Source organism: Kocuria sp., assembly GCF_030536815.1.
GTDB classification, from domain to species: domain Bacteria; phylum Actinomycetota; class Actinomycetes; order Actinomycetales; family Micrococcaceae; genus Kocuria; species Kocuria gwangalliensis.
This window is the reverse complement of sequence record NZ_JAUNPE010000138.1, coordinates 1-5,800: the sequence shown is the minus strand read 5'-3', so window position 1 is coordinate 5,800 and position 5,800 is coordinate 1. Positions and strand designations below refer to the sequence as shown.

Genomic DNA, 5,800 nt, shown 5'->3' with positions numbered 1-5,800 from the left:
GGTCACATCGCACAGTGCTGGGACGGGCCAGACATTGAGACAGGATTCCGCTACGCATTGGACCGGAACTCCACCACGTTCCGGTGGGAAGAAACCTCTCGTGCGTTTACATGAACGGAAAGGAACTATTCCAGGGCTTCAATATCATCGGCGAGGTTCACGACGGACCGACGGCCGTCCAGCTCAACAGTCGCACCCCTGCGAAGAAGCGGCTCGACCTCCCGCACATATCGCCGGACGTCTCGCTGCTGCTCCGTTGTGCGTCCGTACGGGTTGTTGGTTCGCGTCGCGATGCGTTCGATCAGCACGTCGATGGGTGCACTGAGGAGGACGACGTGCTCAAAACGATCGTAAAACCGCCCCTGATTCTCGGCCGTACCCGACACCACAACATTCGCGTGCTGCGCAAGCAGATCAGTCATTCGGGGTTCGTCCCACATGCTGCCGGACAGCTCCCAGCCATCGAAGTCGGTATCGACGGTGATTCGCCCGCGGCGCGCCAGCTCAGCGAGCACCGTCGATTTCCCGGCTCCCGACATTCCCGTGATCAGGATACGAGGCATGACACCAAACCTAGCGGCGGAGCGACTTCGTCTCAACAGGTCGAATCAGGCCCAAGATTACATGTTGAACCGGAACTCCACCGCGTTCGACGGTCGAATTACCTGTGATGACAGCGGCTTGTGTGGTGGCGAGCGCAGGCGGCTCATGCGGGCCGAGCCATCGGCTACGGTCCGGTTCAGCTGCCCCCGGGGGTCTGGCGTCGACCAGTCGCGTGATTGTCACTCGGAAGATCAGAGCAACCTGACAGTCCAGCCTGTCCGCCTGTTCGAGGAGACGACCTCCATTCGCAGATTCGTCATCCCTGCAGCAAGGCTTAGCATCCCCCGCGGCCGCTCGTTCCTTCTCGCAGCGCAGCCGGCGTCCACTCCGGCCAGCTCGGAGACCCGATCAGCGCGCCGTGCTCGTAACGGGCACAGAGTCGGAACGGTATGCGTGCACTGCTGTTATCCAACAGCTCCGCCGTGTCAGCGAGCCGGATCGCCGCGCTAACGTTGCCCCACAGCCGCTCGTAGCGTTCGCGGATCTTGTGCTCCGGCACCGCGTGACCACCACGGCGTACCCTCTCGAGGACGCGTTGCACGGTGAGGTCGATCGGGACCGTGATTACGTGCAAGTGAACGAGGTACCCGGCCTCGATACAATCGGCGACGAGTTGAACTTTACTCGGGTGGGAGAACACCGTCTCCGAGATGAACGAGGCACCGTCCGCGATCCGGTCCCGTCGTTGCGCCTCCGCGATCCGCGCCGCCTCGTAGGCGTGCTCGGCCTGGGCATCGGGCCACGTCTTTGCCGCGATCTCGTCAGCATTGATGAACGACAGGTGCGTAGTCGGCATCAGCACGTCGCGAACATAGCTGGACTTCCCCGCGCCGTTAGACCCGGCGAGTAGATGGAGGACCGGCATCAGTCGCGAACCGGATGCACGATGACGTCGCCGCTCTCATCCGCTTCGGAATACGACTCCCCCGCGGCGGCGAACTCAGCCTCATAGTTCAGCCCGGCTCGCAGCTCGCTGATGCGACTGGCCCATTCCTCTCGGACGATGGCCTGCTCGGGCTTACCGAGCGCGTCGTAGGAGCCCGACCCTGCCAGGACCCTGACGACCTCACGATGATTAACTTGCGGTGACATCTCCAGCTCTCGCCCGAGCCGGGCCCAATGTGCGATCTGCTGCGGCACTGTGCGTGAGGCAATGTGCGCTGCGGCTGTCGCGGACTCGTACACGTCCGGGGGAAGGCGGGTCGGCTGGCTGGCTCTCGACATACCATCAGTGTAGCACCGTACTACACTGGAGAACCGGCAACCTCGAAACTTGCTACATCAACAACATTTGTCCGCCCCGAAGCCATCAGAAGTCAGACACTGCTTTTATACGTTAAACCGGAATTCCACCACGTTCCGTAGCTGAATAACCTCTGGCGGAGGTGCCGACCAAGACCGTGCAACGACGACCCGGACGCCCTGCCATCATGCAACCTGGACGTGTGAGTCCCCTGTCACGTACTCGATGGCGAGGTCACCGCCGACCACCTCCAGGTATCCCCGGATAGTGCCGATCTTTGCGCTGTCGAGGTCTCCGCGTTCGATTTTGGACACCTGGCGCTGCGAGACCCCGATCCGCGGCGCAAGCTGCGCCTGTGTAAGGCCAGCAGCCTCCCGCAGCTCACGGAGCCGGTAGGCCCGAACCTCGGCGAGCATCTGCTTCTTGCGCCCTTCGACACGCGCCCGGTGCACCGGGTGCTCGGCGAGGAGGTCTCTCAGTTTCATGGCCGTCTCGGTCACTCTCCCTTCAGCTCGCGTAGGCGCTCATCCAACAGGTCATCGGCCACGGGAATGCTCTTGCGGTACCAGCGCTTCCAGTTCCCGGCCTTGTCCCCCGCAACCAAGAGGATCGATCCGCGCTCGGGATCGAAAGCGAATAGTACGCGAAGCTCAAACCGCCCCGACTAGCCGGGCCTCAATTCTTTCATGTTCCTATGCCTAGATGTGGTCACCGCATCCACGAGCGGCCGCCCGAGCTTCGGACCCTGGACCTCCAGCAACTCGATCGCAACGACCACCAGCTCCCGCGATTCATCATCCAGTGAGGTGAGCCATCCCGCGACCAACTCGATGTCCACGTCCCACATAGCCACAGCATAGAACTTTCAGATTCTACGGTTATTAGTCGTTACGGAGTCTCACACCTCCGCAATGGCCTACGTGAAGCGTCTCATCACGAGTGCTACGGCTCGGACTGAGATGAACGTCGCGATCTCACGAGTGGTCAACAAGGTGCACCCGGCCCGTCGGGACTATCACCGCTGTCGAAGCGATCCCAGTCTGCCGTTGGCGGATAACCCTGCTCTCTCAAATCCATTCGGTGTGCGGGCCAGAGGCCAGTGTTGCCGTATGGGGCAGTAAAGATGCCGCGCTGGTCAGGAACCGCGGTAGGTACACCGGCGCTCGTGTCGTAGATGGTCGAGACGGTGTGGCCATCCTTGTAGATGGCCTCAACTGGCACCTCCCATACACCGGCCATCACGCGCGCGAAATCCTCGACGACGAAGGTCCCCGCGAAGTCGTCCGGCGGCCCGGCCAGGACAGTGACGACGTCCTTGCCTCCGATGATCGGATGGATCTTGTTCTTCCACGAGGCCTTGGTCATGTAGTTGAGACGTCCATACGCCTCTCTGAACTGCGTTGGGTGGAGCTTGATACCGCGCGCCACGTTGAGATGCGGCTGCTGGACGTCTTCAGAGCGCCCCCAGTCCTGGAGCACGCACACCACACCGATCTTGCCCATACGTAGACCGAGCATTGGGACGAAAAGGTCGTCCATGTAGTCGAACCGGCGGACGGGGTCCTCGTCGTCGAGGCATTCGAAGAAGTGGAAACTGGCGGGGCCTGGGTCAGGTGGTGCCCAAGCAACGACGCCCGCCACTGCCTGGAGGAGAAAGTGGTGAAATGCGACATCCTTCAGATGCTCTTCGGGCACGAGGCGCGCCCCATCCTGGTCGCTCACGTCTCGCGGCTGGAGGCTCTCGCGGCAGACGAGCCCGTAGTAAATCTTCCCGAGCCAGAGGAACAGATCGCGTCGGTCGAGTCGCGTGAAGGCTTCGAGCCCGTTGCGGTAGGCAGCCTTCACACGACTCTCGATCGGGCTGAAGTCTGTACCGTTGCACGTCAGGCAGCACGCCACAGTCATCCGCCGATAGGCGAGAGTCCGTCCGTCGATCTGGGTAATGGTGCGGTCCCACAGATCGAGCTCTCTTAGCAGCCACTTCGGGAAGACATGCTCGGCCGTCCGCTGGTCCGACCCTTCAGGGATGTGCATTCCGCATATGAAGCACCGATCCGAGCCGAACTCCTGGCTTCGAGACTTCAGGAACTGTCCGTGAAGATCAGCGCTCATCACCCCTCCAATATCACTTGCGAAGGCTCCGCAGAGGTCGATCCGATTGCCCATAGTACTTCAGGGCTACCCGCAATCGAATCATATTGGACGAGCCGTCGGAGTCGGCCATGGATACATCCTTGATGGCCTGGACATCCCTGGCATCGACGACCCTAACGGTCACCCGTATGTCATGCGACGCCTCGTAACTTTGTAATCGCGTCAATCTGTTCTGCTGGGCGACCATCGATGATGGCGGGCGCAAAGTGCATTGGCATAGCGAACAACGACCCCACAAACGCCCGCACTGCTCGGTAACGCGCAACGCGCAGTCGCGCGACCGGATTATCGTTTCCCGCCAGAAATTAGACGTTTAACCGGAACTCCACTAAACATTGAACCTAAATTCCACCACGTTCCGTCGCCGAGCAACGTTTGGTATCAGGCGACCTGCATGCGTTGGTCACCCATTACGTACTCGAGTGCGAGCTCACCGCCGACGGCCTCGAGATAGCTGCGGATGGTGCCGACCTTCACTCTGTCAAGATCCCCGTGCTCGATCTTCGAGACCTGGCGCTGGCCGACGCCGATACGCTCCGCGAGTTGCGCCTGGGTGAGTCCGGCCTGTTCGCGCAACTCGCGCAGGCTGTAGGCACGAACTTCAGCAAGCATCCGCTCCTTATGGGCCTCCACGCGATCTCGGTCGACAGGGTGCTCGGCGACGAAGTCCTTCAGAGTCTTTGCCATGGGAGTCACTCTCCTCTCAGTCCCTTCAGGTGGTCGTCGAACAGGTCATCGGCCAGCGGGATGTTCTTCTTGTACCAGCGCTTCCAGTCACCGGCCTTGTCTCCTGCCAGCAGCATGATCGCCGATCGTTCTGGGTCGAATGCAAACAGCACTCGCAACTCGGACCGGCCGGATGAGCCTGGCCTGAGCTCCTTCATGTTCCTGTGACGGGATGCGGTCACGGTGTCGACAATGGGTCGCCCGAGGTGAGGACCTCGGTCCTCCAGAAGCTCGATCGCGGCGACCACCTGCTCACGCGAACCGTCATCCAGCGAAGCGAGCCACCCCATGATGAGCTCAATGTCCACGCTCCACATGCCACTCAGCATAGACCTTATAGGGTCTATTGCACAAGAACCGACCCCTTCACAGCTCCAGAAGTTAGAGCGCGAAGCGAAATTCCACCGTGCCGCCACGGCTGGGAACGCATGCCCTGCTCATCGCACATGCCGCTACTCGCAAACCCCGCAACGCTCAGGAGCGATACTTCTGCACCGCCGGCCCCAAGCGGCACCACACCATCTCGAATCTCCCGGAGCCTGTCTCCGCAGGGTAGGAATCGAATCGGGTCATCATCGGCCAAACGCCGTAGCGAATCAATCACTGCCAGACCCTCCGCCAAAGAACATTCCCTAGCCTCGCAAAGGGCGGGTACCGAGCTCGCCCCGGGTTCAGGGTCGGTTAGAGCTCAGCCGCTGAAGCGGAAATCCAGAGCCGATCAGCCTCAGACACCGAACTACCCTGACCAGTGGTTTTACACATTGAACCTAAATTCCACTACATCCCCATCCGCCATCACATAGTCCTTGCCCTCAATACGGACCTTGCCCGCAGCCTTGGCGTCAGCCATGGATCCGGCGGCCACCAGGTCGTCGAAGGACACGACTTCAGCCTTGATGAAGCCGCGCTCGAAGTCCGTGTGGATCACCCCGGCAGCCTTGGGTGCGGTGTCGCCCTTGTTGATGGTCCAGGCGCGGGATTCCTTGGGGCCGGCGGTGAGGTAGGTCTGCAGACCCAGAGTCTGGAAACCGGTGCGGGCCAGCTTGTCCAGGCCGGATTCGTCCTGGCCGGACA

General features: G+C 61.2%; 8 protein-coding genes and 1 pseudogene. All 9 read right to left on the bottom strand.

Features of this window, described 5'->3' with window-relative positions:
* Nucleotides 1-125: 125 nt before the first annotated feature.
* Nucleotides 126-563, bottom strand: coding sequence for an AAA family ATPase (locus Q4E95_RS10705; RefSeq protein ID WP_303383297.1), 438 nt, complete (start codon nt 561-563; stop codon nt 126-128).
* Between the two features lie 314 nt (nt 564-877).
* Nucleotides 878-1,468, bottom strand: a complete 591-nt coding sequence (locus Q4E95_RS10700) for a zeta toxin family protein (RefSeq protein WP_303383296.1) — start codon at nt 1,466-1,468, stop codon at nt 878-880.
* Nucleotides 1,468-1,827 carry a hypothetical protein gene (locus Q4E95_RS10695; RefSeq protein WP_303383295.1) on the bottom strand — a complete coding sequence of 120 codons (360 nt, stop codon included), beginning with the start codon at nt 1,825-1,827 and terminating at the stop codon, nt 1,468-1,470. Before Q4E95_RS10695 ends, Q4E95_RS10700 begins: the two co-directional genes overlap by 1 nt.
* A 204-nt stretch (nt 1,828-2,031) precedes the next feature.
* Nucleotides 2,032-2,331 carry a helix-turn-helix transcriptional regulator gene (locus tag Q4E95_RS10690; RefSeq protein WP_303383294.1) on the bottom strand — a complete coding sequence of 100 codons (300 nt, stop codon included), beginning with the start codon at nt 2,329-2,331 and terminating at the stop codon, nt 2,032-2,034.
* An 11-nt stretch (nt 2,332-2,342) separates the two neighbouring features.
* Nucleotides 2,343-2,693: pseudogene (locus Q4E95_RS10685) on the bottom strand (type II toxin-antitoxin system RelE/ParE family toxin).
* A 137-nt stretch (nt 2,694-2,830) separates the two neighbouring features.
* Nucleotides 2,831-3,958 carry a hypothetical protein gene (locus tag Q4E95_RS10680; protein WP_303383293.1) on the bottom strand — a complete coding sequence of 376 codons (1,128 nt, stop codon included), beginning with the start codon at nt 3,956-3,958 and terminating at the stop codon, nt 2,831-2,833.
* A 423-nt stretch (nt 3,959-4,381) separates the two neighbouring features.
* The gene (locus tag Q4E95_RS10675) at nt 4,382-4,687 is read right to left on the bottom strand and encodes a helix-turn-helix transcriptional regulator (protein ID WP_303383292.1); all 306 of its coding nucleotides are present in this window, start codon (nt 4,685-4,687) and stop codon (nt 4,382-4,384) included.
* A gap of 5 nt (nt 4,688-4,692) precedes the next feature.
* The gene (locus Q4E95_RS10670) at nt 4,693-5,043 is read right to left on the bottom strand and encodes a type II toxin-antitoxin system RelE/ParE family toxin (RefSeq protein ID WP_303383291.1); all 351 of its coding nucleotides are present in this window, start codon (nt 5,041-5,043) and stop codon (nt 4,693-4,695) included.
* A gap of 437 nt (nt 5,044-5,480) precedes the next feature.
* Nucleotides 5,481-5,800: DUF933 domain-containing protein (locus Q4E95_RS10665; protein WP_303383290.1), on the bottom strand; the 320-nt coding region annotated here is incomplete at its 5' end.

What these genes read in the sequence shown, in the direction of transcription:
- Q4E95_RS10705 (WP_303383297.1), bottom strand. Translation starts at nt 563, where the DNA reads ATGCCTCGTATCCTGATCACGGGAATGTCGGGAGCCGGGAAATCGACG.
- Q4E95_RS10700 (WP_303383296.1), bottom strand. Translation starts at nt 1,468, where the DNA reads ATGCCGGTCCTCCATCTACTCGCCGGGTCTAACGGCGCGGGGAAGTCC.
- Q4E95_RS10695 (WP_303383295.1), bottom strand. Translation starts at nt 1,827, where the DNA reads ATGTCGAGAGCCAGCCAGCCGACCCGCCTTCCCCCGGACGTGTACGAG.
- Q4E95_RS10690 (WP_303383294.1), bottom strand. Translation starts at nt 2,331, where the DNA reads ATGAAACTGAGAGACCTCCTCGCCGAGCACCCGGTGCACCGGGCGCGT.
- Q4E95_RS10680 (WP_303383293.1), bottom strand. Translation starts at nt 3,958, where the DNA reads ATGAGCGCTGATCTTCACGGACAGTTCCTGAAGTCTCGAAGCCAGGAG.
- Q4E95_RS10675 (WP_303383292.1), bottom strand. Translation starts at nt 4,687, where the DNA reads ATGGCAAAGACTCTGAAGGACTTCGTCGCCGAGCACCCTGTCGACCGA.
- Q4E95_RS10670 (WP_303383291.1), bottom strand. Translation starts at nt 5,043, where the DNA reads ATGTGGAGCGTGGACATTGAGCTCATCATGGGGTGGCTCGCTTCGCTG.